Genomic DNA, 22906 nt, shown 5'->3' on the forward strand with positions numbered 1-22906 from the left:
CGGCCGCCATGTCTCGTTCCATGCCGCCCGTCCCGGCCTCCTCGATCGTCATGTCGCATACAGCTCATCTCCTTATGAAAATATAATACGATATATCGTTATCTAAGTAAACGATATAATGTTCATGGTTCATGCAATCGGGTGTTTGTCCCGGAAACGTTTGAGGGCGGACGATCCATTATTTCGATGAATAGTTTGACGAATTCATGGATATGGAAAAAGAGGGGATAGTAAGAATGCAAGATGAGACGTTAACGTAAGGAGGAATTTTTCCACTATTTTCAATTGCAAGGGTTATTCGAAAAAACAATTGACAACATTGTGAAGTCAGGAGTATTGTTATGTACATCATTCCTAGCGGAAATGTAGGATATAAAAAAGGAGATGGGCAGGTTTGAATAACAACTTGTGGACGGCGCTTCAGACGAACTGGGTCAGTCTCGTTGTCTCAATCGTGGTAATCGCAATTTTGTACGTTTTGGCCAAGAAAAGAGTCGGCTTCGGGACAAGGGTTCTCCTCGCGCTCGGGATCGGCTTGGTGGCGGGCATTATTTTCAACAGTTACAAACTGGATTATAAAAGCGTCAGTACGATCGGAACCATTTACGTCAATTTGATCAAAATGCTGGTCATTCCATTAGTATTCGTACTCGTCATTAACAGCATCGCACAGCTGTCCAATCTCGGCCAGCTGCGCAAAATCGGCGTGAAGACGATCTCTTGGTTTCTGCTCACGACGGGGATCGCCGCGATCATCGGACTGATCGTCGCCCTGATCGTCGATCCGGGAGCAGGCATCGAGGCCGCCGTGCCGAAAGACTACAAGCCCCGGGACATCCCGACGTTCTCCCAGGTCATTCTCGATCTGGTGCCGACCAATCCGTTCAGCGACGCCGCCGGCGGCAAAGTGGTGCCGGTGCTCATCTTCGCCATTTTCGTCGCCGTCGCGATCATTCACGTCGGTACGAAGAAGCCGGATGCGGTCGCCCCTGTGAAAGCGTTGATCGAATCGCTTACGCAAATTCTTCATCAGGTCGTCAAATATGTAATCCGGCTGACGCCTTACGGCGTATATGCTCTCGTCGGCGCGATGGCCGCCAGATACGGGCTCGAGACGCTTACTCCGCTCGTCAAGCTAATCGGTGCCTCTTACGCGGCGCTGATCCTGCATTTCGTGCTCGTGTTCGGCGGACTCGTCGCGCTGGTGGCGAAGGTCAATCCGATCAAGTTTTTCCGGAAGGCTTATCCGACCGTTGCCGTGGCCTTTACGACCCGGAGCAGCTATGCGACGCTTCCCGTCAACCTGGAAGTGATCACGAAGCGGCTGCGCATATCGCCAAGAATCGCCAGCTTCGTGGCGCCGCTCGGGGCGACGATGAATTTTAACGGATGCGGGGGCGTATGGCCGGCAATCGTGGCGATTTTCGTCGCCAGAGTGTACAACGTTCAGCTCGGCCTCTCGGATTATATCGTGCTCATTCTAGTCGCTGTCGTTTCTTCCATCGGCGTAGCCGGAGTACCGGGACCCGCGACGATTTCGACTACGGTCGTGCTTACCGCCCTCGGCTTGCCGCTGGAAGGAATGGGCCTCGTCATCGCCGTGGAATCGGTTATCGACATGGGACGCACCGCCGTCAATGCGACGGGAACGACCGTCACTTCGCTGCTCGTAGCGAACGCCGAAGGCGAATTCGATCGCGAATCGTTCGAGCGCGACGAGGAAGACCCGCTCGAAGTCGGGGCCGCGTAAGCGGGGAACCGGACTTTCGTATAGGCCGCGGCAAGCCCCATGGCGGATTTGCTTTTGCCCGTTTCCCGGTAGTATAGTGATAGTAACTATACAGGGGTGAAACGAATCGCATGATTGGAAGCTTTGATCTGTCGGGCTTGGATTGGGAAGACATGGAGCGGCTGCTGAACCAGTTCGAGGCACTGGGGCCGCTTCCCGGCCTGCTGGCCGCGTGGCTGGAGTCGCTCTTTCCTTTTCTGCCGCTAGTGGCGATCCTGATCGCCAATGTGAATATATACGGACTGGGAGAAGGGTTTCTGCTCTCGTGGATCGGGGTGTTCGCCGGAGCGGTTACCGTGTTCTGGATCGTGCGGCGGTTCGGGAGTCGGCTGCGCCACTTCGTGGAACGGAAAAGCCCGCGCTCGACGAAGCTCATCCATTGGCTGGAGCGGCACGGGTTTATGCCGATTTTCCTGCTGGCCTGCTTTCCGTTTACGCCGTCGTTTCTCGTCAATCTCGTATCCGGCATATCCAAGGTGCCGTTCCATACGTTTATAACGGCGACCGCCCTTGGCAAAGGGGTTATGATCCTGATGGTATCGTTTGCCGGCTACGATCTGGTCGATCTGTTCAAGCAGCCGTGGAAGCTGGTGCTCATCATCGGGGTATTCGGATTGATGGCGCTGACCGGGCGCAAGATCGAATCGAAATATTTCAAATAAGTCGACGCGCGATGCGAGGCTTCCCGATAAGGGAAGCCTTTTTTTATTTCGCGCCCTACTGTTCAGAAATTGTTCAGAGCCCTTTGGTATGATGGTGAAAATTGGAACTTTCGGAAAGGGGGCGGGGCATGGCGAAAATATTGGTAGTGGACGATGCGGCCTTCATGCGGCAAATGCTCAAGGTCATTTTGGAGGCGGGCGGCCATGAGGTGCTGTGTGAAGCGGCCAACGGCACGGAAGCGGTAGAGAAATATAAGGCGTATCGGCCCGATGTGGTGACGATGGACATTACGATGCCGGAGATGGAGGGCATAGAAGCGCTTCGGCTTATTCGTCTTGCCGACCCGCGGGCCAAGGTGATTATGTGCTCCGCCATGGGGCAGCAGAAGCTCATTGTCGAAGCGATCCAATCGGGCGCCCGGGATTTTATCGTCAAGCCGTTCCAAAGCGGCCGCGTATTGGAAGCGATCTCGAAAGTAATGGTAACGTCTTGAGCCAAGGCCGAGGGGGATGTCGGTAAAAGAGAGCAGCCACGGACATGTTCGGTCCGTGGCTTTTTTGACGTTTTTTTATCCTCATGCGCAATGGGTCTTCCTTGACCCGAATTGATTTCCCGGCGTACGGTGTTTATAGTGGGAGTAACCGATTGTGATCTTCGGCGCGAGCCTCGATCCGTGTTGCCGGATAGTCGGCCTGATCGAGTCGTACGGGAACGAAGGGGGAATGACGATGCAGTGGACCGGGGAACGGCTTATCCCCAAGCTGCTGAAGCCGATGAACGGCATGCTGCTGGAGCACCTAGCGCGGTATTACTTCGCGGCTCCTTACGCAACGGGACGGGTGCTGGATATCGCCTGCGGGACCGGCTACGGCTGCCACATGGTCGTCAAGGAGCGGAAGAGGGAAGTGACGGAGCTGATCGGAGTCGACCTGGACGAAGAGACGGTTCGTTACGCAACCCGCGAATATCATCACCAGAAGGTGACGTATATGCAAGGAGACGCGACGGATCCCCGGCTGCCGGACCGGCTGGGCACGTTCGATACGATTCTCAGCTTCGAGACGATCGAGCATGTGCAGGACGATCGCGCCTTCATGGACAATTTGCGGCGCATGCTCAAGCCTGGCGGCACGCTCGTGCTGTCGAGCCCGTTCGGGCGGGGGAGAGGGATGCCGACCAGCGAGCCTTTTCATGTGCATCAATTTACCCCGGAGCAGTTCGGGGAGCTGTTCGACGGCTTTGCCGAAGTGGAGCTGTACGTTCAGCGGGGCGTTACGTTCGAACAAAAACAAAGGGAAGGGCTCCGGTACTTTATCGGAGTGGCGGTATGCGTGAAATGAACGGAGACGGCAAGAAGCGCGCCGGCATCGCGCCGGGCCTCGAAGTGGACATCGTGCTGAAGCAGGATCAGAGGACGGGCAAAACGACCCGGGGCATCGTCAAGGACATCCTGACGAAATCCCCGGAGCATCCGCACGGAATCAAAGTGCGGCTCCAGGACGGACAAGTCGGCCGGGTGAAGCAGATCGTATCCGGCAAGCGCGACGAGCACTGACGGTTCGTCCGTCGAAATATCGAAAGGAGCTGGGCGGATGAGTCTTGTCACACAGCTGTCTTCGCAGGTCGGAGACCGCACGGAGGAAGCGAATCGGGCGGCGGCCGAGCGGTGCTTGGAGCATCCGGAGCTGCTGGGCGAAATAGCGGAGCCGCTGGCGGGGAAAGATGCGGCTCTGATAGGGGACTGCGCGGAAGTGATGACCAAGGTGGCGGAACGGCGGCCTGCCCTGGTCGTACCCTATTTCGCTCAACTGACGGAGCTGCTATCCCATAAGACGACGAGGGTGCGGTGGGAGGCAATGCATGCATTGGCGTTGATCGCGGAATTGGCGCCGGAACGCGCGGCAGCGCTGCTGCCGCGTCTGGAGCAGCTCATACGAAAGGATCCCAGCACGATCGTGCGCGATTATGCGATAGACGCGCTTGGGCAGACGGCCAAAGCCGGGGCGGATTTGGCCCAACGATCGTACCCGCTGCTCCGGGAGGCGCTGACCGCATGGGAAGGCAAGCACGCTGGCAGAGCGTTGAACGGACTGCGCGAGGTAGTCGGACAAGCGCCCCGGCTGGCGCTCGAAGCGATGCAGATCGGACACGACTATGCGGAGCACGCCAAGCCGACGGTGCGCAAAGCGGCCAAAGCGTTAGTGAAAGCGGCCGAACGGGCCTGATTAAGGAGGTGCGGCGCCTGTTGGCGGGCGGCGACAACAAAAGGAGCGAGATGAGGATGAATCTGCGTAAACCCGAGCTTGCGGAATACCCTAACCACTTTGCCCCGTATATCGGCCTGGTGCCGGAAGGCGATCTGACGGAATTGCTGAAAGGACAGACGGAGCATGCGCTTCGGCTATTTGGCTCGATCCGCGAGGAGGACGGTCTGTATCGGTATGCGCCGGAGAAATGGAGCGTCAAGCAGCTGCTCGGGCACGTGACCGATACGGAACGCGTCATGAGCTACCGGATGTTATGCGCGGCGAGAGGAGACGCTTCTCCGCTTCCGGGCTTCGACGAGAACGATTACGTGCGTAATGCGGCATTCGAACGGTTATCGTTGACGAGCCTGCTCGAAGGCTTCGCCGCGGTACGCCAAGCGACGCTTTCCTTGATCGCGAGCTTGCCGGAGGAAGCTTGGGAGAGAAACGCCGTCGTCAACGGCAATGCCGTTACCGCTCGAGCATTGGCGTATGTTATAGCGGGTCATGAGCTTCACCACGGTGTCGTGCTGCAAAATCGTTATGCGGCGGTCCTCTCCAAGCCGTAACCAACCATCGTTGGCGCAAAAGAAAAGCCGTCGTCTGCCGGACATCGAGTCCGTTACAGATCGGCGGCTTTCGTTTCCGCTTTCGTGCCCATCCGCACCGAAGCCCAGACGGCTTCCAGCCCGCGCGAGATTTGCAAGGCGGCCAACAACCCCATCAGGGAGGCGCATACGAAAACGGGCAGCGTCCAGACGGCAGGCAGCGGGGCGAAGAACGGAATGAGCGACACGGCCAGTATCGGGGCCGCCTGGATCCGAATGAGCTGGATGGCGGCGATCGTCAGGATGCAAGTCAGCAGAAACGCGAGAGGGCCCGGGCTCATCGCGTGAAGGAGGCTGCCCGCCGCGGAAGCGGAGACTGCCGCCGTCACGACTTTGGCAGACTCGTTTTTGCTCAGGCTGCGGCTGATGAAGAAATAGCTGAAGGCGCCCAAGGTCGGGTAGAAGCACATTTTCAAAATGCCGAAATGCGAGGACAGCCAGTAAGCAGCGAGCAAGTAGCAGCAAATGACGGCGGATTTGATCCACATAAGTTTGTATTGTTCCTCCGGATTTCATATGTAAAGTAAGTCCATCGTATTTGACGGAAATAGTCATCGGGGCTAATTGTAATGCAGAGGCAAGTTCCCGGTCAAGGGAAAAATCCAACGGCAGGATCTGCAAAAAAAACGGCGACAGCATGATCCGCATACAAGCCGGGGCCTTTTGATGGGCACAACGTGTGGCCGTAAATAGAGGAACTGGGTTCCGTTATTGCCTCCATTTCCGCTTCACGCTTGAAGATAGCGGAACAGGCTTCCGCTATCTCGATCTTTCGGGGGGAAAATAGGCAGTGGACTGCGGAATAGCGGAGCGGTTTTCCTTTATTTTGCAAACAATAGGGGAACCTGGGCAATAGCATACGTCGGTTCCGCTATTGTATGAATTCGCGGTCCCGCAAGCGTCGGCGAAGGCAGGCAGCCTTCCCTGATCATGCGGTACATACACTTTCTTCGCACCGCCCGCAACCTCCCAGCGCACGGTGTTTCGCTGCATGGCGGCGGTTGGTCGATCATCTGTGCACGGGAATGATGCTGGGCGCAACAAAATCCGGACAACAAAATCAATACACAAAGCCCCTTGGCCGGGAACTGAATCGTTCCCGGACTTGAGGGGCTCGCGGTGCTGTCCGCTGCTCCTACCCGACCCGTTTGAATTGGCTCGTGTACAACTCGTAATAGAAGCCTCGGCGTTCCAGCAGCTCGTGATGGGTTCCGCGTTCGATAATTTCCCCGCCATTGATGACGAGAATTTGGTCCGCCTCGCGGATCGTGCTCAGCCGGTGCGCGATGACGAAGCTGGTCCGGCCTTGCATGAGCGATTTCATCGCTTCCTGGATATGCATTTCCGTACGCGTGTCGACGCTGCTCGTCGCTTCGTCGAGAATGAGGATGGCCGGGTCGGCGAGAATAGCCCGCGCGATCGTAATCAACTGTCGCTGGCCTTGGCTCAGGTTGCCGCCTTCCGCGGACAGCAACGTGTCGTAGCCGCTCGGCAGCTTGCGGATGAAGGTGTCGGCATTGGCCAGCCTGCCGGCCGCTTCGATTTGCTCGTCGGTGGCGTCGAGACGGCCGTACCGTATATTTTCGCGAATCGTATCCGAGAACAAGTATGCGTCCTGCAGCACGATGCCGAGCTGTCCGCGCAGCCGGTTTTTGTCCCATTCCCGCAGATCGTCCCCGTCGATCGTAACATTGCCTTGATCGATATCGTAGAAGCGGGTGAGCAGGTTGACGATGGTCGTTTTCCCCGCTCCCGTAGGTCCGACCAAGGCGATGGTGTCCCCCGGCTTGGCCGTCAAGGTGACGTTTTTCAATACGGGAACGCCTTCCTTGTAGGAGAAAGTGACGTTGTCGAAGCGGACCTCGCCGCGGATCGGCTTGTCGATGGCGCTCTGACGGCCATCGTCGTATTCGGTGCCGGTATCCATAATTTCGAAGACGCGCTCCGCTCCCGCGATAGCGGACTGGATCATATTGAATTGGTTGGCCAGATCGTTGATCGGCCGCGTAAACTGCCGGGAGTAGTTCATGAAGCTGACGACGACGCCGATCGTAGTGAAGTCGCGGATGGCCATCCAGCCCCCGATCGCGGCGATCAGCGCGAAGCTGAAATTGTTGATGACGTTGTTCACCGGGCCCATAAAGCCGGACAATATTTGCGCCCGGATGCCGACGTTCCGCAGCTGCTCGTTGTGCGACTGAAATTCCTCGAGCGCTTTTTGCTCCCTATGGAACGATTTGACGACCTTTTGTCCGGTAACCGTTTCCTCGATATAGCCGTTCAGCTCTCCGAGATGACGCTGCTGCGCCGTAAAATGGCTGCGGGTGCGCTTGGCGATCTGTCCCGTAACGAACATCGTCAGCGGAATGGTGACGAGGCTGACGAGCGTCAGCCAAACGTTCAGCCCCAGCATGAGCGTGAGCGAGCCGATTATGGTAAGGACGCTATTGATGAGCTGCGACAAGCTTTGATTGAGCGAATTGGATACATTCTCGATGTCGTTCGTCGTCCGGCTCATCAGCTCGCCGTGCGTCCGGCTGTCGAAGAAGCGCAACGGCAGCTTCTGCAGATGCTCGAACATGTCGCGCCGCATTTCGCGCACCGTTCGCTGGGATACGCCCGCCATCACGTAGGCCTGAATCCAACCCATGGCCGTGCTAAGCACGTAGACGGCGAGCAGCGTACAGCACAACCAGACGAGACCGTCGTAGTCCCTCGGAATAATATATAGATCGATTGCGCGCCCGAGCAGGTAGGGGCCGATCAAAGCGAGTCCCGAGCTGAGCGCGGTCAGGACGAATACCGCGACAAGTCCCGCCCGCTGCCGGCCGATATAGCCCCACAGCCGTTTGAGCGTCGGACCGAGCCGTTTCGGACGCACCTTCGGCATCATGCCGCGGGCGCCGTGACCCGGACCGCCGCCCATTCCCATCGGGCCCGGTCCCCCCATCGGCGCCATCGGCTGAGACTGCGGCCGAGTTGGAGGGGCATCGTTTGAATTATGCGATTCCGCCATGGCTCAATTCCTCCTTCCCGAGCTGGGACTCGTAAATGTCCTGATAGACGGCGCAAGTCCTCATTAATTCGTCATGCGTGCCGATTGCCGCGATCCGTCCTTCTTCCATGACGATAATGCGGTCGGCGTCCATGACCGAAGAAATGCGCTGGGCGATGACGATCGTCGTACTGGCGCTCATGAGCTCCTTCAGTGCACGCTGGATACGCGATTCCGTCCCGAGATCGACGGCGCTCGTGCTGTCGTCCAGGACGAGAATCGACGGACGGGCAAGCAGCGCGCGGGCGATCGACACCCTCTGCTTCTGCCCGCCGGACAGATTGACCCCGCGCTGTCCGATAATCGCGTCGTAGCCGTCCGGCATCCGCGAAATAAATTCGTGGGCTTGCGCCGCGCGGGAAGCCTCCTCGACTTCTTCCTGCGACGCCTCCGGCCTGCCGAAGCGGATATTGTCCCGTACCGTACCGCTGAACAATATGGCTTGCTGGAGCACCATCGTCACTTGGCGGCGCAGATGCTCCAGCCGGATTTGGCGAATATCGACGCCGTCGATCCGGATGGAGCCTTCCGACACTTCGTATAGGCGGGAGATAAGGTTGACGAGCGTCGACTTGCCCGACCCCGTAGAGCCGAGAATGGCGACCGTTTGCCCGGGTTCGGCCGTAAAGCTGATGTCCTTCAGCTCGTATTCGTCCCGCCCGGCATCGTACCTGAACGAGACGCGGTCGAATTCGATCCGTCCGGCGCGGATCACGCCGGTCTCGGCGTCGTCGGCATCGCGAATTTCCGTCTCCGTCTCCAGCACTTCGCGGATCCGGTCGCCCGACGCCTTCGCCCGCGAGACGGACACCATCATCATGCCGACCATGAGCAGGGAAGAGAGCAGCTGGGTCACGTAGTTGATAAAAGCGATCAAGTCGCCGATCTGCAGCGAATTGTTCCAGTTGAGGCCGGCGCCGAACCATAGAACGGCGACGATGCTCGCATTCATGATAAACATCATGATAGGCATGTTGATGGCGACGATACGCGATGCTTTTACCGCTATTTCCGTGAAATCGCCATTCGCTTTGCCGAAACGGCTGTTCTCGTATGCGGAACGGACAAATGCTTTAACGACGCGGATGCCTGACAAATTTTCCTGAAGCACGGTGTTGACGCCGTCGAGCTTGTTCTGCACTTTGGAGAACAACGGGAAGGATGAGCGGATCAAGAAATATTGGGTGACGAACAGCACCGGCATCGCCACGACGAGAATGATCGCAAGCTTGGGACTGAGCATAAAGGCCATGATGCAGCTCCCGATCGCGAGAAACGGAGACCGTACCAGGATGCGCAGCGTCATCTGGACCAGATTCTGCATCTGCACGACATCGTTCGTCAGCCTCGTGACCAGCGACCCGGCCTGGAAACGATCCAGGTTGCGGAAAGAAAACGATTGCACTTTGCCGAACACGTCTTTGCGCAAATCCGCGCCGAAGTGCTGCGAGGCGATGCTCGAGTAGACCGTGCAGCCGATCCCGCCTACGAGCCCGATTACGGCTACTCCGAGCATGAGCAATCCGGTATTGCGGATATAGGACAAGTCGCCCGTCATGACGCCATTGTTGACGATGTCGGCCATCAGCTTCGGCTGCAGCAGGTCCATGAACACCTCGACAAGCATAAGCAGGGGGGCGAGCAGCACAGGGAGCCAGTAAGGCTTTAAATAATCAATCCATCTTATTCGCGTTCGCGGCATGATTCGGCTCCTCCTTCGTTTGCCGGCTAATGATATGCTCGACCTTCTTCACATTATCGAACATGTGCAGCAGCAGGCGCCGCAACAGCATCTTCTCCTCCGGCGTTACGCCTTCGAACACATACTCTTCGCTCGTATGCAGCGCGGCCCGTACCTCGTCGACCGCCGCCCGTCCTTTATCCGTCAAAAATACGCGCGAAACGCGCTGGTCGTCGGGGTCGGCCCGCCGTTCGACGTGGCCGTTCTTGACCATCCGGTTCAGCATGACGGTGAGGGTGGCGGGCTTGACCCGCATCCGCTTGGCGAGCTCGCTTTGGCGAAGCCCGTCAGTCCTCGACAGCTCGAATAAAACCGGAGGCTGGCCGGGATGGACGTCCTGATCCTTCAGCATGAGATGGGAATTGTAATGATGCTGCCGCATAATGCCGGCCATCATGCGCATAAGGGACGTCTCGGCCGATTTCGGCTCCATAAGCATCCATCCTTTTCGTTAGTCGGCTAATTTAATAATAGAGTAAGCGGATTGGGGAAAGGTGTCAATATGCATTTCATCGGATCTTGCGGCGGCTTGCTTTCTTGAGAGGTGTCCGACATAATAGCTATAAAAAAAGCATCTGCGGGAGGTATCGCAAAGCAATGAGCGAAGCGGAAGCGAATAAGGAAGCGAATAAGGAAGAGTGGCGACGGCTGTTTGAAGCCGCAATCAAGTTTAAACGGCAAGGCAGCTGGCAATGGATGAACAATGATGATTATTTTGCCGTAACGGACCCCGGGACGGGGGAGCTCGGCTACTGCGTCGTGCTGGGCGGAGGCGGGATGGAATACGGCCTCAATGTGTATACCGGGCCGACAGCGGGCGCTCTTCTTCAGGAATTGAGCGGCGCGGGCGAGCATTTCGAGGAAGACAGCGAAGAACGGATGCATAGTACGCAGGCGATCTCCGTAACCTTCGAGGATCGGGATGAATTGGACAAGGAAGATTTGGGCTTGATTCGCGAGCTGGGCTATAAATTCCGCGGCTCCCGCGAATGGCCGCAGTTCCGCGATTATAAACCGGGCTTCGCGTCCTGGGGATTGAACAAGGGACAGGTCCTGTTCCTGACCCATGCGCTTGAACAAGCCTTTCTGGTCGCGGAGCGGCTTCGCGTTAACGAAGAGCTTTTTTTCGAGCATGACGAAATGGAGCATGGAACCGGGGAGAAGCGATTGCATCGTGTGCCGCAAAGCACGGAAAACGGCATCGTTTGGCGGGATGAATGGCTGCCGTGGCATGTCGAAAGCTTAAAAACGGAGCCGTATGAATATTCCGATGAACTGAGACTCAAGCAATGCAAAAAAAATATCAAAAAATCCGATGAAGTTTGGGAAACCGACTTCAGCTATGCCTATATGACGATAGGCGACAAAGGAGAGAGGCCGTACTATCCGCGTCTGTGTCTATGGGTAGACGGCAGGAGTACGATGATTATGGATGTCCAACTGGGACCACATCCGGACTGCCGGGAACTGTACGTGGAGCAAATGCTCAGGCTGCTGGAGAAGGGAAACCGCAAGCCGGCGAAAATCATGGTCGGCTCTCGGAAGGCGTTTTTGGCTTTGAAGAACAGTGCGGAGAATATCGGCATCCAGATCGAGTTTAACCCTTATATACCGGCCTTATTGGAAGCAAAGGAAGCTATCAACCATGGCATGTAGCATTTCGGAGGCCTAATATGCAGGATAACTATCCGCGTTTTTTCCGGGCTCGAGGTCCACAATAATTGTCAAGCGCCTCCGGTCGGGCATAACTGGCAAGGTTGAAGTCGGCTTACGGCGGGAGTAAGATAAGAGGGTAGCCATTCGTTTTTGTACGGAACACGGAGGTGTTCGGGGTGAGCACATTGTCGATTCCCCAAATCGCGCCGGTGGCGATAGCCTTGATCGGCGGCATTGCGGTCATCGCGGTACGGCTGAAGGCATCGGCCAAGCCGACTTCGCTCAAGAAAATATTAATGCCGCCGCTCGGCATGTCGACCGGCTTCGCCATGTTTCTGTTTCCCTTTACGCATATTCCTTGGCTGTGGGCGGCCGCCGCGCTGTTGGCCGGAGCTTTGTTGTTCTCGTATCCGCTCATCTGGTCCTCCAAGTTCGAAATCCGCGACGGGGACATTTACTTGGTGCGTTCCAAAGCATTCGTATTCATGATCATCGGGCTGCTAGTCGTTCGCCTGCTGCTGCACGATCTTGTCGAGCGGGCGGTCAGCATCCCGCAGACCGGGGCTCTCTTCTTTCTGCTCGCCTTCGGCATGATCGTGCCATGGCGTCTAGCGATGGCGCGCCGCTACCGGGCCAAGCTCGACAGCTTGGCAGGGCGGGGAAGCGAAGCCGGCGGCGTAGCTTGAACGGATCGGCAAAACCCGCATTCATGGCCTTTGGAGGCCGTGGTGCGGGTTTTTATCGTTACGGCAATTGCGGAGGCATGTGGGCCGCTCAAAGCCGGCAAATTTCTTTCGGGCAAGCCGGGAACGAAGGGCAGTTGCAGATGCGGCGCAAGTCGTCGATGCGACGGATAACGATCCGGTTGTCCGATACGGAGATCGTACCCTCGTCTTTCATGGCGCTCAGCATCCGGTTGACGCTTTCCCGCGTCGTGCCGATCAGCTCGGCCATATCCGAGTTGGTCATCCGCATATCGATCCGGATGCCGTCCTTGTCCGGGGAACCGTACGTGTTGCTCATGCGGATGAGCGTGGAGGCGAGGGCGCCGGGCTTGCCGTACAGCAGCAGATCGCGGAATTTCGATTGGACGATCCGGTTCATAAGGCCGATCCATTTCATAAACTCGACCGCGAACTCTCCGTCACGCCGCAGCAATGCCTCCAAATCCCGCTCCTGCACAATCCCGATTTCCGCATCTTCGAATACTTCGGCACAGTAGCTGTGGGTCGTATCCCCGTAAGCTCCGAATTCGCCGATCAGATCGCCAGTGCCAAGCACGGACAGGATAAGGTCTTTGCCGTCTTCCGTCGTTTTCTTCGTTTTCACCCGTCCGGAAACGATGTAGTACAGCTTTCCGGCAGCCTCTCCTTCCCAGAACAGCCGCGTTCCGGCCGAAGCCGGTTTTACCGTCATGAGTCCGTTCCATTTCTCGTAATTGGGTTCCGACAAAAATCGTTTGTTCCGTTCGCCAGGCGTCTTGAATCCGTTTTGCTGCTCCATGCAATGCGCCGTCATGAGGAGTGCCCCCTTCATCTTCTTGGTTCCTGCTTCTATCTTAACGCCGCCCCGAGCTTTTCGGACATCAGGGGATTGCCTGAACTTTCGGTCCGAATTCCCCTATCTTGCTGTGAGGTAAATCACACCGCCACGGTCGCAGGCTGTCGGGCCGCCCGGGCATACGGCTTCACAATAGGTGGATTCCACCGCTACTTTCAGGGAATTCCCCGACATACAGAACGGCCGACAATCGTTTACAATACATGTAAATGATCGAACGGCACTTGGGTTGTATGGAAAGGAGAGCGATGGCAATGCCGGCCATGCAGGCGGAAATGGTGAAGCGGTTGGAGCTGTTGCGGGCAAGGACTTCGTCCGATTTTGCGGCCGTCGCTTCTTCCGGGCAAGAAGCGGATCGGATGGTCCGCTGGATTTGCGGCAGCGGGAATGGGAATGAACGGTTTTTGCATATGAAGGAGAAGGCGGGAGCGGGTATTGCGGGCTGGGTTGTGCGGCATGGGAGGCCGCTCGCAATTGGCGGAACGCAGGAGGATGCGGAGCAGCGGAGGAGGGAGTACCCGATTATGCTGGCGGAAAATTTGCTTGCGGCCGTCGCCGTCCCGATACGTAGTGCCGCAGACATCGTCGGCGTGCTCCTGATCGGCAGTCGAACGGCACGGGACTATGTGCCCGCAGAAGTATTGCTGCTCGAGCGGGAGGCCGATCGTTATGCCGCGACTTGTGCCGGTGGAGCCGGTCAAATGGTATAGGGGCTATTGAGCGTTTTCGCCGGGATTGGTATGATGAATGGAAAAGGAGGCGAATGGAGGATGGTCCGGATTATGGTGGTGGACGATCATGCGGTCGTTCGCTCCGGGTTGATGTCTTTGCTGGACGGCAAAAGCGGCCTGCAGGTCGTAGGCGAAGCGGCGGACGGGGACGAGGCGATCGAGAAGGCGGCCCGGCTGCGTCCCGATGTCGTGTTGATGGATCTCAGCATGCCGCATGGCAAGGACGGGCTGACGGCAACGAAAGAGCTGAAGAAGGAGCTGGCGGATACCGCCGTGCTCATCTTGACGATGCACGACGACGAGGAATATTTGTTCCGGGCGATTCAAGCCGGCGCTTCGGGCTATATTTTGAAAAGCGCCCCCCACGACGAGCTGCTGGCGGCGATCCGTTCGGTGGCGACGGGAGACGCCTATCTGTACCCTACGGCTACGAAGCGGCTCATGAGCGAATATATCGACAAGCTGAAAAACGGCGAGAGCGCGGGGACGTACGAGTCGTTGTCCGAGCGGGAGAAAGAAATTTTGGCTTGGACGGCCAAAGGGTACTCCAACAAGGAAATCGCCGAGCATCTGATCATCAGCGTCAAAACGGTGGAGTCGCACAAAAGCAATCTGATGGAGAAGCTCGGGCTGAAGACGCGGCCGGAGCTCGTCAAGTTTGCCCTCAAGAAAGGACTGTTGCACTTTGAGTAACAACCGCGGACGTTACGGACAGCAATCGGCGGGTATCGGCCAGGACGCCCAATTGCTGCTGGCCCAGTTGGACGGTCATATCGCCGACGAGCTTTTCCGCGAACGGGTGAAGCAATCGTTGGAGCAGCTGGCCGATCTGAAGCTGGCGCTCGATGAATCGACGATTGTCGCCGTGACCGACCGGAGGGGCGTCATTACGTTCGTGAACGATCCGTTTTGCCGGATATCCCAATATTCCCGCGAGGAGCTGCTCGGCCAGGATCATCGGATCATCAACTCCGGCCACCATGGCAAAGCGTACATGCAGGAGCTGTGGCGCACGATCTCGTCCGGAAGCATATGGCGCGGCGAAATCAAAAACCGTGCCAAGGACGGCTCGTTTTATTGGGTCAATACGACGATCGTGCCGTTTCGCGACGAGCAGGGCAAGCCGTATCAATATTTGGCCGTCCGCAATGAAGTCACGCAGCTGAAAAGAGCGGAAGAGGAGCTGCAGCGCATGATGACCCGGGTGATGGAAATTCAGGAGGAGGAGCGCCGCCGGTTTTCCCGCGAGCTGCACGACGGGATCGGTCAAAGCTTGTTCTCGCTGCTCATCCAGATGGACCGGCTTATCGCCGAGCAAAAGCATGCGGAGCTTGAGCGTCTGCGGCTTGACGTGTCTTCCTTAATCGAGGACGTGAGAGGGCTGGCGTGGGAAATACGTCCGTCCGTGCTGGACGATCTGGGCGTCGTCCCCGCCGTCCGCTCGCATATCGCCAACTTTGCGCAGCATTACGGCATCAAGGTGCACTTCGATTGCGATCTGCGCAAACGGCTCGATGTCCTTAAGGAAACGGCGGTGTACCGGATTATTCAGGAAGCGCTGGCCAATATCGGAAAATACGCCGACGTCTCGGAAGCGGCCGTCTCGATCAAGGAGACGGAGGATGGCGTAGTCGCGACGATCTCGGACCGCGGCAAAGGGTTCGAAGCCGATCGCAGGGGACACGGCGTCGGGCTGTTCAGCATGGAAGAGCGGGCCCGCGGAGTCGGCGGCCGGCTCGCCGTCGAATCGGCCCCAGGCGCAGGCACTACGGTTACGTTGACCGTGCCCGCAGGCTAAGCGCGGCTGTATTCGCGCGTTCAATCAAAACGGACGATCGGGGCGAGCTCGTTATCCTTGATTACGTCGGACAGCACGGCGGTTATGCGAATGTTCTCCGTCGGTACGTGAAGCGCGGGATAAACATCGCCGGGAACGCGCAGCTCCGTCATATCGCCGCTCCAGTACGTCTCGCGGATAATAAATTCGTCCTCCTGACGGACAAGCGAGATTTGACCGGCCGATTTGAGCGGGGCCGTCGTGCTGAACAGCAAGTAGTCGCCCCGCTTCACTCCCAGCGAATCCAAGCCGTCGTCGCCGGCACGCAGAGCGAATAGCGCATCCGAATATCCGCTCAGCAACAGGTGCTCCCGGTCGGCCAGATCGGTCGACTCCAGGTCAAGCGTAAAAAACTTTCTCGTATAGCCGGTCGCGGCGACGGGGATCACTTTATTCGGATGCATCGTTGTCCCTCATATAGCCCAGCACCCCGCGCTCCCGGCAAAACAGCATTTTCGCCCGCCCGGTCGGCACGATATAATCGATCCCTTCGCTTCGCTTGACTATTTCTTCCGCGTGAAAATAGGCGGTCAGCTTCGCCGCGAGCCGGTTGGACGTCACCTGCCGGTTATGGCGCGTCAGCCTTTCCCGGGCGAACTCGGGCGTAACCCCGAATCCCGATGCGATCGCCGCGACCGCTTCGGCTTCATGGCCGGGAAGCTCGCTTCGCAGCAACATAAAGGTAGGCACGCAGAAATGATAGGCGAAATTGTTCGCCTTCGTCTCCTGAAAGCGGATGAACGATTCCCCCATGGCCAGCTGATTGCCCGCATGATGCTGCACGTGGCACAGCTCGTGGCCGAAATCCTGCCACTGCTCCTGACGCGATAAACGGTTGTCGAGCACGATCGATTGCAGTCCGCCCCGATCGATAGCCTGACTCGCGAACGGCGCATAATGAATCCAGATGCCGAGCTTATGGGCGATTGTCTCCGGGTCCAGCTGGTGCGGCTCCCGAATATCCATGGCGCGATACAGTCTCTCGACCGATTGCTCCAGTGCCGTGCTCGGATAGTTATACATAAACGAAATCCCCTTTCATTGGAAGAATAGAATGTATGTTCGCTTTTTGCCGGAAAGAAAAGCCCCTCCAGAGGGCGTACAATCAACAAACCAGTCCTATCGACTGTCCCCGCGTCCATCTTGCGCCTGCTTCGCATCGGCTGCAAGACACCGTCTTCCCGCTCCGCTTAGCAACTGTCTCGCATGGATCCTTCCGTTAAGAGCGGCGTAATCCTTGCCATACAAAATCAGTTTCCGCGGCAACGATACAACGTCGTCGCTTAAACGGATCCTTACTCGCCTTGCTTATCCCCGGGCTTTCGTTCGGCTTCCCGGATCTTAATAATTTCCCATATTTTGCGCAGCTCTTCCCTTCGTTCCTCCGGAGCCTCCAGCAGCTCCTTGAACCAAATGCCGAGCTCCGGATCGTCCGGTTCCGTCGCGACGGCGCGAGTCGGTTCCGGAACGGATTGCCCGGCCTCCCTTTGCCCGACCATCCGGTCCAGGCTAACCTCGAACAACTCGGCCAACTGACGGAGCGTGTCCAGAGAAGGCTCGCGGTATCCCGATTCGTAGCCGGCGTAGGTGCTCTTGGCGATGCCGAGACGGGTCGCCACAATAAGTTGGGACCAGCGCTTCTGTTTGCGCAGCTGCGCGATCGTTTCGCCGATCATCCGGGCCACACTCCATTTCATTTCGACCAAACGTCTATTCCCCTTAATAATCGCACATCGCGAACTTTTTTTCAATATATTAGGAAGCAATTCCAAAATTATGGTTGAAAAGTACGCGTAACGCGTACATAATAGAACTATGGGAACAAACGTTCTTATTCGATGACACGAAGTTCGGACGCGATTAGCGTATTTTTCAAATAGGAAAGGGGCTGTAGGGATGAAGAAGAGATCGGTGGAGCAAATCGATTATTGCCGGGACGAGGTATGCGGGCACTGTCCGGGGAGCGTATGGGGGGCGAAGAGCATTTGTCGGGTGCACCAGCGATCCATCGGAGAAATCGAGGAATGTCCGCAATGGGAAATAACGGTAAAGGAAACGAGAGCGATCTACTATGCCCGCGATCCGGACAAGCATCCGGCACGAACCGAACAGATGGAGCAGATCGAGCGGGAGCTGAAGGACTATCCGTGGATGCTCCGCGAAATCGAACGGTTAAGAGGCATGTTGGAGGAAGCGGGTGTGGGGCTTACCGGCGTGTACGGACTGGACGGCGTCATGCCCAAAGGAAAAGGGACACACGCGAATTCGGTCCATCGGGAAGCGCAACGACGCGAGAAGCATTGGACCCGCTTGAAGCAGCTGGAGGCGACGGTGGCGCGAATCGACGCGGCGGCCGAGCGGTTGGTCGACGATCGCCAGCGGACCATTCTGGAATGCATCATGGAAGGCGAACGGATGAACCGCATCGCCCAGCATATCGGAGTATCCCGCCAACGGCTGCACGAGCTGAAGCTGGAGCTGGTGCGGCGCTTGGCCGAGGACATTTTCGGGGTGGGCCGGCAGGGAGCCTCGTAATCGGGACCGAATGCGAACGGTTTACCTTTTCGACAAAAAGGACAAGCCCGACGAAATTTGTACGAACATATGTTCCTATTGTATACTCGAAACAGGAACACGAAATGAAACGAAGCGGAGATTTTTCTCCAAGAAAACAATTTAAATAGACCGAAGATCCGTGAAGTCGAAAGTCCGACTGCATTTCGGAAACCGACCGCCCTCCAGGCGGTTTTTTTGCCAGGATAGAATTTAAAAGTTTCGGGGTCCCCGCAAAGTACCTGGATAAGCATCGAAGCAAAAGCCCCACTTTTAGATGGTTGAGAAAGTCAAAAAGAGAACAGCACTGTCTGAAAGGGGTTGGGAAATGTACGTAAAGCGGAGCGTCTGACGTTACAAATCGGGTTATACCCGCTAATAAACATCCAAATAACTCGATTTTAACGGAAGTGGGGTGCATTCCCCTACCCTTGCCTTCCTCGCTTCCTCTTTTTGTATACTTTCTCAACAATCTGCCCCGCTTTGTGGGGTTATTTTGTTGCCCGGAACCGGATAGAGCCGAAATCGAAAGGGGGAACAAGCATGATGGAAATTTCAAGTCGACCGGCCGCATACGCGGCAAGCCGTAACGGATTAGCCGAGCGGTCCGGCGCGTCCGGTCAGAACGACGAATGTCCGTTCAAACAGCCGCCCCGATGCGTGGCGTGCGTTTGGGGCCGCTGGGAGGCGAGCCGGCAATTTTGCATGATGCCGGTCTGCATCAAAGAGACCGTTCCGGATGAGGACGGCCGCGAAAGGGGGTGAACGCCAAAGTTGCGGGTACAGGGGAACGGCATACGGCCCCGGGATGGACCGGGCCAAGGTTGGGGCTGGCAAGGATGACGCGAGCTAAAGAAGGAACGGTCGAGGTGGTACGCATATGCGCGCAGCAATTAAAGCAAGACTCGCGGACGAGCTGTCCGCCATAGCGGGACGCTGCTACGACGTGCACGAGCCGTCGAGCGCCACCGTCAAGCCCTACGTAACGGTAAAGCTGGCCGGACAACTGAAGCTGTCGTCTTGGCTCGGGATGAAACGTACGTATGAGGTTGCTTTGCACGGGGAGACAGACGCGGCGGCCGCTTTGGATCAACTGGCCGATCAGGCGGTTCAGGCGATTCATGGCGTCAAGCTCTCCACGGGGACGTCCGCTCCGGATTTTACATGCTTGTATGAAGGCTTGATTGCGCCTGAACGAATCGACGAGGCGCTGCAGGCGCTTGTGCATGTTTTGCAGGTTTCGGTCTATGCCGTTGGAGCTGTTGAAGCCGGATCGTCTTCGGATCTTTGGCTCGAGACTTTATGCGATTGGACATCGACGGTAGCGGGTGCCGAGTGGCATGTATACCGGCAGCATTGGCCGCAGCATTATTCGGCGCCGGCCATTCTGTGGAGGCTCGAACAAGCGGCGACGACAGAGCGGAGTGCGGCCACCGCCGAGCATACCAAGACCCTGGTCGGCCATATTCTCGGACGTACCGACGAGGAACGATACACGATGACCGGAACGCTGGTCGAGAGGCTGGGGAGCACGACGAAGTTGTCCGTCGATCCGGTAGCCAATCGGTATATTTTACCCGGGGGGGTCACGGGAGCGTACGATGCGGACGGATTTGCCACCGGACAGCTAAACGTCGTTTTCCGGCAAAGCGTACAAAAAACGCCGCCGGGCGGACCGTTGATCGGACAAGTTCATTATGAAGGCGGCTTCGGCTAGCCCGATACGCCGTCTCTAACCATAGAAGGAGGGAATCACTCGCATGGCCGGTAAAAAGGAAACGCAGCAGCAAGCCGTGGAAGAACAGCGTCCGAACCCGCCCGAATATACGAGAGAAGAGCTGCTCGCGGGGGCCGCGAACCTTTTCGGAGTCAAACCGGAGGTTGTGGCTGGCGCGCTGTTCGGCAGCGGGAAAGAAGCGTACGCGATTGAAGAAATGGGGCGGCTGATCCGCCAATTCCAACAAAGGAAGGTGTATCTGTAATGGCTGGAGGGACTTGGAGCAAAACCGAAATGCCCGTATTGCCGGGCATGTATATGAATTTTCAGGCTGCCGCGATTGCGGCGGTTCAACCGGGAGCGAGAGGGATCGTAGCTTTGCCGGTCAAGGCGCACTGGGGTCCGGTCAAGCAATTTGTGGAAATTGCGAGCTTGGCCGCCGTCGACGAAACGTATACGAGCAACGAATCGGCCGGAGCCACGGCCTATTCCTCCTTGAAGCTGGCGCTGCTGGGAGGCGCCAAAACCGTGCTTGCTTACCGCATCGCCGATTCCGACACGGCCAAAGCGGTCTGCACGCTGCAGGATTCGGGCGAAACACCCGTGAATATCGTGAAGCTGGAAGCCAAGTACGCAGGCGATAGAGGCAACCAATTTAAAGTGACGATTCAGCCGAATCCGATCGATGCCGCCAAGAAGGATGTCCGTCTGCTCGAAGGGACGATCTTGCTGAAGACGTTCACCTTTGCCGGCAATTCGGCTCAGGCCGCCGTGGATGCGATCAACCAGGATTCCGCCAACAAATGGATTGTCGCGACCAAGCTGGCAGACGGCAACGGTCAATTGAAAGACGGCAGCGGATTCCCGTTTGCCGGAGGCGATTCGGGCATCGACGGCATCGCGGCGTCCGACTACACGAACGCGCTATCCGCTTGCGAGACGCAGGAATTCAACCTGTTCGCGCTGGACGGCGTAGCCGATCCGGCGATTCGGACCAGTGTCGTCTCTTGGGTCGATCGGGTCCGCAGCGAAGGCAAGACGATTATGGCCGTATTGGGAGGATCGTCGGCAGACGATACTTCCGCTTCCGCCGTCAGCTTGGCGGCGGCACGCAGCGCCGCCTTCAATCACGAAGCGGTCGTCAATGTCGGTACGGGAGCGATCCTGGACGGAGTCAGCTACAACTCGGCGCAAATCTCCGCCTATGTAGCCGGACTTATCGCCGGCCAGAAGCTGAGCGAATCGACGACGTATGCGCCCGCTCCCTTCCAGGATGTTACCCGCCGTTGGACCCGGGGCGAACAGGAGCAGGCGGCTGCCGGAGGCGTATTCCTGCTTGTCCACGACGGCAAGAGGGTCAAGGCGCTTCGCGGCATCAACTCGCTCACGAGCCTCCGTCAAGGCCAAAACAATGCCTGGAAAAAAATTCGCACGCTGCGCGTAATCGACGCCATTCAGGCCGATCTGATTGCTTCCGCGGAGAGCGGTTATATCGGCAAGGTGAATAACACCGCGGAAGGCCGACTCGCCTTGATCGGCGCGGCCAGGCAATACATGCTGTCGCTTGCGCAATCGGGCGTCATCGAGACCGAGGGCTGGGATGTGTATTTGAATCCGCAATATTACGGACCGAACGCCGTGCTTACACCGGAGCCGGATCAAGTGTATTTGAACTGGGAAGCTCGTCTGACCGATGTGATGGAACAAATTTTCGGCACGTTTATCGTGCTCTGAGGAGGAACTGAACTATGGATGCAAGTCGCGTATTTATGGGGACGTACGGCAAAATTTTTATCGGCGGCATTTGGCAGAGCAACTTTAACCACCTGGAGGCCAGCGTGGAGATACAGAAGCGGGAATTGAACTTGGCCGGCGACCCGTGGGTCCGGCATAAGAAAGGCCCGATGAAGGGGACGGGCACGATCAGCGGCTTCAAGGTGACGAGCGACATGATCGCCCGCGGCTTCGACAAATTCGAGCTGATCAGCAAGTTGGAGGATCCGGAGGCGTACGGCTACGAGACCATTACGTTGAAAAACGTCATGCTGGACAAGCTGCAATTGGCGAACTGGACGGCCGGCGAGGAAGTGAAGGAAGAGGTTTCCTTCACGTTCGAGGAATACGCGCTGAACGACCGCGTACAAGCGGTATAACGACGATACGGGAGGAACACGACGATGATGGACGATCAAATTTTGCAAAAGCTGCTCGACGCCGACAAGCTTCCGGAGAAAACCGTCACGCTGCAGCGCCTCGGCATCCCGGTCACGCTTCGCGGCCTGACCGGCAAGCAGGTGTACATGCTGCGCGAACGCTGCACCGAGCGCTCCGACCGCCGCGGACAAAAATCCGAGCGGCTCGACGAAGAGCAGTTCAACGTCGCCCTCATCGCCGCGGCCACCGTCTCCCCCAACTGGGGAGACTCCCGGCTGTTGGCGAAGTATGAGGCAAGCGGCGGCGAGGAAGTGATCAAGCGCATTTTGCTGGCCGGCGAATTGTCCGCCTTGGGCGACGAGGTGCTGGACTTGAGCGGCTTCAACACGACGCTCGACGAAGTAAAAAACTGATCGACTCCGGGGGGCTGGCGGGCATGCTGCACGTCATGTGGGTAAGGCACCACCTGCGCCCCGGAGCGTTCTGGCAGCTGCCGCGCGGCGAGCAGCTGTTCCTTCTCGCGAGTATGGAGATGGAGCTGGAGGCGGAGGCGCGGGCGTACAAGGCGCAAGCAGCGCGGCGTGGAAGGCGGTGAA

At 57.4% G+C, this 22906-nt stretch carries 28 protein-coding genes; 20 read left to right on the top strand and 8 right to left on the bottom strand.

The genetic code is table 11. From position 1 onward, the window contains the following. Positions 1-394 precede the first annotated feature (394 nt). From FE784_RS16220 to FE784_RS16250, 7 genes are all read left to right on the top strand, one after another. Entirely contained in the window at positions 395-1750 is a 1356-nt protein-coding gene (locus tag FE784_RS16220) for a dicarboxylate/amino acid:cation symporter (RefSeq protein WP_139603270.1), read from the top strand. A gap of 110 nt (positions 1751-1860) precedes the next feature. After that, entirely contained in the window at positions 1861-2451 is a 591-nt protein-coding gene (locus tag FE784_RS16225) for a TVP38/TMEM64 family protein (protein ID WP_139603271.1), read from the top strand. 128 nt (positions 2452-2579) lie between these two features. Further along, positions 2580-2945 carry a response regulator gene (locus tag FE784_RS16230; protein WP_139603272.1) on the top strand — a complete coding sequence of 122 codons (366 nt, stop codon included), beginning with the start codon at positions 2580-2582 and terminating at the stop codon, positions 2943-2945. Between the two features lie 229 nt (positions 2946-3174). Then, complete coding sequence (locus tag FE784_RS16235; protein ID WP_139603362.1) at positions 3175-3792, top strand: class I SAM-dependent methyltransferase; 618 nt, start codon at positions 3175-3177, stop codon at positions 3790-3792. Next, a complete protein-coding gene (locus FE784_RS16240; RefSeq protein ID WP_139603363.1) occupies positions 3789-4007 on the top strand; it encodes a YwbE family protein in 219 nt (72 codons plus the stop codon). Before FE784_RS16235 ends, FE784_RS16240 begins: the two co-directional genes overlap by 4 nt. Before the next feature lie 37 nt (positions 4008-4044). After that, complete coding sequence (locus FE784_RS16245; RefSeq protein ID WP_139603273.1) at positions 4045-4677, top strand: HEAT repeat domain-containing protein; 633 nt, start codon at positions 4045-4047, stop codon at positions 4675-4677. Positions 4678-4733: 56 nt separating this feature from the next. Next, the gene (locus FE784_RS16250; RefSeq protein WP_139603274.1) at positions 4734-5267 is read left to right on the top strand and encodes a DinB family protein; all 534 of its coding nucleotides are present in this window, start codon (positions 4734-4736) and stop codon (positions 5265-5267) included. Positions 5268-5320: 53 nt separating this feature from the next. On the opposite strand, the gene FE784_RS16255 is transcribed toward FE784_RS16250, so the two are convergent. The 4 genes from FE784_RS16255 to FE784_RS16270 all read right to left on the bottom strand — a co-directional run bounded on the left by FE784_RS16255 (position 5321) and on the right by FE784_RS16270 (position 10535). Beyond that, positions 5321-5794, bottom strand: coding sequence for a hypothetical protein (locus FE784_RS16255; protein WP_139603275.1), 474 nt, complete (start codon positions 5792-5794; stop codon positions 5321-5323). Between the two features lie 647 nt (positions 5795-6441). After that, positions 6442-8256 carry an ABC transporter ATP-binding protein gene (locus FE784_RS16260; protein WP_139603365.1) on the bottom strand — a complete coding sequence of 605 codons (1815 nt, stop codon included), beginning with the start codon at positions 8254-8256 and terminating at the stop codon, positions 6442-6444. 49 nt (positions 8257-8305) lie between these two features. Further along, complete coding sequence (locus FE784_RS16265; RefSeq protein ID WP_176706272.1) at positions 8306-10063, bottom strand: ABC transporter ATP-binding protein; 1758 nt, start codon at positions 10061-10063, stop codon at positions 8306-8308. Then, positions 10035-10535 carry a MarR family winged helix-turn-helix transcriptional regulator gene (locus FE784_RS16270; RefSeq protein WP_139603276.1) on the bottom strand — a complete coding sequence of 167 codons (501 nt, stop codon included), beginning with the start codon at positions 10533-10535 and terminating at the stop codon, positions 10035-10037. The genes FE784_RS16265 and FE784_RS16270 overlap by 29 nt, the downstream gene beginning before the upstream one ends. Before the next feature lie 164 nt (positions 10536-10699). Here FE784_RS16270 and FE784_RS16275 point away from each other — a divergent pair, with 164 nt between their 5' ends. Beyond that, complete coding sequence (locus FE784_RS16275) at positions 10700-11758, top strand: DUF7309 domain-containing protein (RefSeq protein WP_139603277.1); 1059 nt, start codon at positions 10700-10702, stop codon at positions 11756-11758. A gap of 176 nt (positions 11759-11934) precedes the next feature. After that, positions 11935-12444 (top strand): CcdC family protein, encoded by a 510-nt coding sequence (locus FE784_RS16280; protein ID WP_176706273.1) that lies wholly within the window; start codon positions 11935-11937, stop codon positions 12442-12444. Positions 12445-12532: 88 nt separating this feature from the next. Here FE784_RS16280 and FE784_RS16285 read toward each other — a convergent pair whose 3' ends face one another. Continuing rightward, positions 12533-13276, bottom strand: a complete 744-nt coding sequence (locus FE784_RS16285; RefSeq protein ID WP_246132055.1) for a Crp/Fnr family transcriptional regulator — start codon at positions 13274-13276, stop codon at positions 12533-12535. Positions 13277-13572: 296 nt separating this feature from the next. Between FE784_RS16285 and FE784_RS16290 the strand changes: the two genes are divergently transcribed. Genes FE784_RS16290 through FE784_RS16300 form a run of 3 tightly spaced genes read left to right on the top strand, consistent with a single transcriptional unit; the run spans position 13573 to position 15847 of the window. Then, a complete protein-coding gene (locus tag FE784_RS16290) occupies positions 13573-14028 on the top strand; it encodes a GAF domain-containing protein (RefSeq protein WP_176706274.1) in 456 nt (151 codons plus the stop codon). Positions 14029-14088: 60 nt separating this feature from the next. Further along, complete coding sequence (locus tag FE784_RS16295) at positions 14089-14742, top strand: response regulator transcription factor (protein WP_139603280.1); 654 nt, start codon at positions 14089-14091, stop codon at positions 14740-14742. After that, positions 14735-15847, top strand: coding sequence for a PAS domain-containing sensor histidine kinase (locus tag FE784_RS16300; RefSeq protein WP_139603281.1), 1113 nt, complete (start codon positions 14735-14737; stop codon positions 15845-15847). Before FE784_RS16295 ends, FE784_RS16300 begins: the two co-directional genes overlap by 8 nt. A 20-nt stretch (positions 15848-15867) precedes the next feature. Here FE784_RS16300 and FE784_RS16305 read toward each other — a convergent pair whose 3' ends face one another. The 3 genes from FE784_RS16305 to FE784_RS16315 all read right to left on the bottom strand — a co-directional run bounded on the left by FE784_RS16305 (position 15868) and on the right by FE784_RS16315 (position 17583). After that, on the bottom strand, positions 15868-16290 hold the full coding sequence (locus tag FE784_RS16305) for a S24 family peptidase (RefSeq protein ID WP_139603282.1): 423 nt from the start codon (positions 16288-16290) through the stop codon (positions 15868-15870). Continuing rightward, positions 16277-16909 (bottom strand): ImmA/IrrE family metallo-endopeptidase, encoded by a 633-nt coding sequence (locus tag FE784_RS16310; RefSeq protein ID WP_139603283.1) that lies wholly within the window; start codon positions 16907-16909, stop codon positions 16277-16279. The genes FE784_RS16305 and FE784_RS16310 overlap by 14 nt, the downstream gene beginning before the upstream one ends. 272 nt (positions 16910-17181) lie before the next feature. After that, the gene (locus tag FE784_RS16315; RefSeq protein WP_246132063.1) at positions 17182-17583 is read right to left on the bottom strand and encodes a helix-turn-helix domain-containing protein; all 402 of its coding nucleotides are present in this window, start codon (positions 17581-17583) and stop codon (positions 17182-17184) included. A gap of 199 nt (positions 17584-17782) precedes the next feature. On the opposite strand from FE784_RS16315, the gene FE784_RS16320 reads away from it, so the two are divergent. The 8 genes from FE784_RS16320 (at position 17783) to FE784_RS40910 (ending at position 22905) form a co-directional block, all read left to right on the top strand. Next, a complete protein-coding gene (locus tag FE784_RS16320) occupies positions 17783-18421 on the top strand; it encodes a hypothetical protein (RefSeq protein WP_139603285.1) in 639 nt (212 codons plus the stop codon). A 561-nt stretch (positions 18422-18982) separates the two neighbouring features. Then, positions 18983-19204 (top strand): hypothetical protein, encoded by a 222-nt coding sequence (locus FE784_RS16325; protein ID WP_139603286.1) that lies wholly within the window; start codon positions 18983-18985, stop codon positions 19202-19204. A 115-nt stretch (positions 19205-19319) separates the two neighbouring features. After that, on the top strand, positions 19320-20156 hold the full coding sequence (locus FE784_RS16330) for a hypothetical protein (protein WP_139603287.1): 837 nt from the start codon (positions 19320-19322) through the stop codon (positions 20154-20156). Between the two features lie 43 nt (positions 20157-20199). Further along, a complete protein-coding gene (locus FE784_RS16335; RefSeq protein WP_139603288.1) occupies positions 20200-20421 on the top strand; it encodes a YqzN/YkzM domain-containing protein in 222 nt (73 codons plus the stop codon). Next, entirely contained in the window at positions 20421-21890 is a 1470-nt protein-coding gene (locus FE784_RS16340) for a phage tail sheath subtilisin-like domain-containing protein (protein WP_139603289.1), read from the top strand. Before FE784_RS16335 ends, FE784_RS16340 begins: the two co-directional genes overlap by 1 nt. Before the next feature lie 14 nt (positions 21891-21904). Further along, complete coding sequence (locus FE784_RS16345; protein WP_139603290.1) at positions 21905-22309, top strand: phage tail tube protein; 405 nt, start codon at positions 21905-21907, stop codon at positions 22307-22309. Between the two features lie 24 nt (positions 22310-22333). Next, the gene (locus FE784_RS16350; protein WP_139603291.1) at positions 22334-22723 is read left to right on the top strand and encodes a phage tail assembly chaperone; all 390 of its coding nucleotides are present in this window, start codon (positions 22334-22336) and stop codon (positions 22721-22723) included. A 35-nt stretch (positions 22724-22758) separates the two neighbouring features. Further along, entirely contained in the window at positions 22759-22905 is a 147-nt protein-coding gene (locus FE784_RS40910; RefSeq protein WP_176706270.1) for a hypothetical protein, read from the top strand. Position 22906: the final 1 nt, after the last annotated feature.

The sequence above is a fragment of the Paenibacillus hemerocallicola genome, from assembly GCF_006265175.1.
Lineage (GTDB): Bacteria > Bacillota > Bacilli > Paenibacillales > NBRC-103111 > Paenibacillus_AB > Paenibacillus_AB hemerocallicola.

Coding starts and splice junctions, on each gene's coding strand:
- FE784_RS16285 (WP_246132055.1), bottom strand. CDS start 13,276: ATGACGGCGCATTGCATGGAGCAGCAAAACGGATTCAAGACGCCTGGC.
- FE784_RS16340 (WP_139603289.1), top strand. CDS start 20,421: ATGGCTGGAGGGACTTGGAGCAAAACCGAAATGCCCGTATTGCCGGGC.
- FE784_RS16270 (WP_139603276.1), bottom strand. CDS start 10,535: ATGGAGCCGAAATCGGCCGAGACGTCCCTTATGCGCATGATGGCCGGC.
- FE784_RS16225 (WP_139603271.1), top strand. CDS start 1,861: ATGATTGGAAGCTTTGATCTGTCGGGCTTGGATTGGGAAGACATGGAG.
- FE784_RS16295 (WP_139603280.1), top strand. CDS start 14,089: ATGGTCCGGATTATGGTGGTGGACGATCATGCGGTCGTTCGCTCCGGG.
- FE784_RS16245 (WP_139603273.1), top strand. CDS start 4,045: ATGAGTCTTGTCACACAGCTGTCTTCGCAGGTCGGAGACCGCACGGAG.
- FE784_RS16315 (WP_246132063.1), bottom strand. CDS start 17,583: ATGAAATGGAGTGTGGCCCGGATGATCGGCGAAACGATCGCGCAGCTG.
- FE784_RS16290 (WP_176706274.1), top strand. CDS start 13,573: ATGCCGGCCATGCAGGCGGAAATGGTGAAGCGGTTGGAGCTGTTGCGG.
- FE784_RS16310 (WP_139603283.1), bottom strand. CDS start 16,909: ATGTATAACTATCCGAGCACGGCACTGGAGCAATCGGTCGAGAGACTG.
- FE784_RS16240 (WP_139603363.1), top strand. CDS start 3,789: ATGAACGGAGACGGCAAGAAGCGCGCCGGCATCGCGCCGGGCCTCGAA.
- FE784_RS16320 (WP_139603285.1), top strand. CDS start 17,783: ATGAAGAAGAGATCGGTGGAGCAAATCGATTATTGCCGGGACGAGGTA.
- FE784_RS16230 (WP_139603272.1), top strand. CDS start 2,580: ATGGCGAAAATATTGGTAGTGGACGATGCGGCCTTCATGCGGCAAATG.
- FE784_RS16330 (WP_139603287.1), top strand. CDS start 19,320: ATGCGCGCAGCAATTAAAGCAAGACTCGCGGACGAGCTGTCCGCCATA.
- FE784_RS16325 (WP_139603286.1), top strand. CDS start 18,983: ATGATGGAAATTTCAAGTCGACCGGCCGCATACGCGGCAAGCCGTAAC.
- FE784_RS16350 (WP_139603291.1), top strand. CDS start 22,334: ATGATGGACGATCAAATTTTGCAAAAGCTGCTCGACGCCGACAAGCTT.
- FE784_RS16265 (WP_176706272.1), bottom strand. CDS start 10,063: ATGCCGCGAACGCGAATAAGATGGATTGATTATTTAAAGCCTTACTGG.
- FE784_RS16275 (WP_139603277.1), top strand. CDS start 10,700: ATGAGCGAAGCGGAAGCGAATAAGGAAGCGAATAAGGAAGAGTGGCGA.
- FE784_RS16305 (WP_139603282.1), bottom strand. CDS start 16,290: ATGCATCCGAATAAAGTGATCCCCGTCGCCGCGACCGGCTATACGAGA.
- FE784_RS16345 (WP_139603290.1), top strand. CDS start 21,905: ATGGATGCAAGTCGCGTATTTATGGGGACGTACGGCAAAATTTTTATC.
- FE784_RS40910 (WP_176706270.1), top strand. CDS start 22,759: ATGTGGGTAAGGCACCACCTGCGCCCCGGAGCGTTCTGGCAGCTGCCG.
- FE784_RS16235 (WP_139603362.1), top strand. CDS start 3,175: ATGACGATGCAGTGGACCGGGGAACGGCTTATCCCCAAGCTGCTGAAG.
- FE784_RS16250 (WP_139603274.1), top strand. CDS start 4,734: ATGAATCTGCGTAAACCCGAGCTTGCGGAATACCCTAACCACTTTGCC.
- FE784_RS16255 (WP_139603275.1), bottom strand. CDS start 5,794: ATGTGGATCAAATCCGCCGTCATTTGCTGCTACTTGCTCGCTGCTTAC.
- FE784_RS16260 (WP_139603365.1), bottom strand. CDS start 8,256: ATGGGGGGACCGGGCCCGATGGGAATGGGCGGCGGTCCGGGTCACGGC.
- FE784_RS16335 (WP_139603288.1), top strand. CDS start 20,200: ATGGCCGGTAAAAAGGAAACGCAGCAGCAAGCCGTGGAAGAACAGCGT.